The 2,090-nt window shown below is 32.5% G+C and carries 2 protein-coding genes; both read right to left on the bottom strand.

Annotated features, from left to right (window positions below):
• Window positions 1-152: 152 nt before the first annotated feature.
• Complete coding sequence (locus N9I19_RS24555; RefSeq protein WP_317779301.1) at window positions 153-1,055, bottom strand: hypothetical protein; 903 nt, start codon at window positions 1,053-1,055, stop codon at window positions 153-155.
• A gap of 329 nt (window positions 1,056-1,384) precedes the next feature.
• Entirely contained in the window at window positions 1,385-1,867 is a 483-nt protein-coding gene (locus tag N9I19_RS24560; protein WP_317779302.1) for a hypothetical protein, read from the bottom strand.
• Window positions 1,868-2,090: the final 223 nt, after the last annotated feature.

Genomic DNA, 2,090 nt, shown 5'->3' on the forward strand with positions numbered 1-2,090 from the left:
CCCTATAGATTGCACCCATGCCGGGCGCACGAAAAAGCTGCCTTAAAGACAGCTCTGATCTTCAGCTAACGCACCCGATAATAGGATTCGTCTTGATGACGGAAGAAACACCTACCGTTAGATGAAATTTAGCTTACTAACAATAATTTCTATCATTTCTCACCAAAATTTACATCAAATAGATAATCAGATAATACAGTACCTTCGAAACTTTCTTGTATGATATTTCCTTGGTCATCCCTTTCTTCTCCCGTTTTCTTCGTTGCAAATGTTGAAATATAATAACCTTCAACTGGTAATTGCTTATCATCTAATAATTGTATTTCTCCATTTAATACGACATAAGCTCGATTTTCTACTTCATAATTTGTTCGTTCCCCTGTACTTTGTATACCATAGGAAGAAAAGTCACCCTTAGCATGAGTAATATCTTTAATATCAAGCACATTAAGATTTTCAAAAAAATGCTCAGCATCAATTAATCGATTGTATTGGAGCCATGTTTCAAGCTGACTATTCATAACTTGATACCTATTCCTATCAATATCATATCGAATTTCATAGAGATTATAGCTATTGCCATTTTGCCCAATTAGTTGCCAGCTTAAGTCTGTAATTCTACCATCTTCAGTATAGTCTACTTCAAAATCCTCAAGCCTCAAACTGTTATTCTCTAGATTTAATTCTTGCTTGACTAGTTCATATTCTTCTTGAAAGTTCATCGTATATACTGAACCAAGTTCATGCTCAATGAATATTGGGCGATTTCCCCAGTCATCCATGGCATATGGTATGACCCATTGGACGAATATAAATGCAAGAAAACCAAAAACCGCAGCTATTCGTTTTACCTGTACATTTAACTTAGGTCGAAAAAATATCAGATACACTACAAACCCAAGTGGAAGTGAAATTTGATTGAAATTAAAGGCAAATGAACCTAATATAAAATATCCAATTATTTTTAACGGAAAATAAGATTCTTGATCGTCATTTTTCCACACTAAAAATAAAAAACTAACAATTAATATTACTGTGTAAACAATAGATGCCATTTTTAAGTCACCCTATCTGGTAGGAAATCGCCTAGAATCACCTAATATATATGAATATTTCACCATTATTATAGTTATTCGAAAAGACATTAAGACTATTACTTAATAACTAGACAAATTCCAAAAAAGAACGGCTTTATTATAACCAGGATTATCCTCGTCTGGTCAGGTCCTGGTAATTAAGTAAAGCACTGTTAGTGAAATAACCATTATGTATTATTCACAGGATACAGACCAGTTAATAGCTAATTCTTCACAAACTACCAGCTAGTTTAATTCAATAAGAAGATATAACATACTGTTGACGAAATTGTTGTATGGTTATGTTTTTAATTATCGTGATTAGAAAGGTATTCTGCTACATCTTTTGGAACTTTAAAATTTAAATTTAGTTTCTTGGTTCTAAGCTCGATATAAGGACTATCTTTATATGTAATAATTGTAGCGATTTGTTTAAGTTCCTTTTTAACTGTAATAGGCTCTCCAAGTTTGACTGTACCCTCTTGGTACATCTTATAAATATACCCTTTAGTCGAATCTGAAGGAATATCTACAATACTCCATTTATCAACTTCTAGTGCATTAACAAATTCACTTACATCTTCTTGATTATCTATAACGTTTAAAACCGATTCTGGATTTTCTTCTGACGATATTTCTATCTTTTGGGCTCTATCAAGCCCAGGATCTTCTTTCAAATCTTCTTTTTCTATACTACATCCGAATAAAAATATAGATACGCTAAAAGCAAATATAAATTTCATACAAACTTTTTTAATAATTGTTGTCCCCCCTCCAAGAATCAGAACCATACCTCATTTACTAAACCAAGAAAATTTTAACATTTATTGATTATTATTACTATACCTCTACAGTCTAAATGAATATCTGTCTTTAGCCTTAGATTATACAAATAATAAAATCAAACTATAAATTACTTCACTAAAGCTATCTTGCTCCTTTAGTTCCATAATCGAGTAGGAGGAGGCGCCTAGCCTCCGACCTCTCACACCACCGTACGTACCGTTCGGTATA

It is taken from the genome of Peribacillus sp. CSMR9, from assembly GCF_033141925.1.
Classification (GTDB): domain Bacteria; phylum Bacillota; class Bacilli; order Bacillales; family DSM-1321; genus Peribacillus; species Peribacillus simplex_A.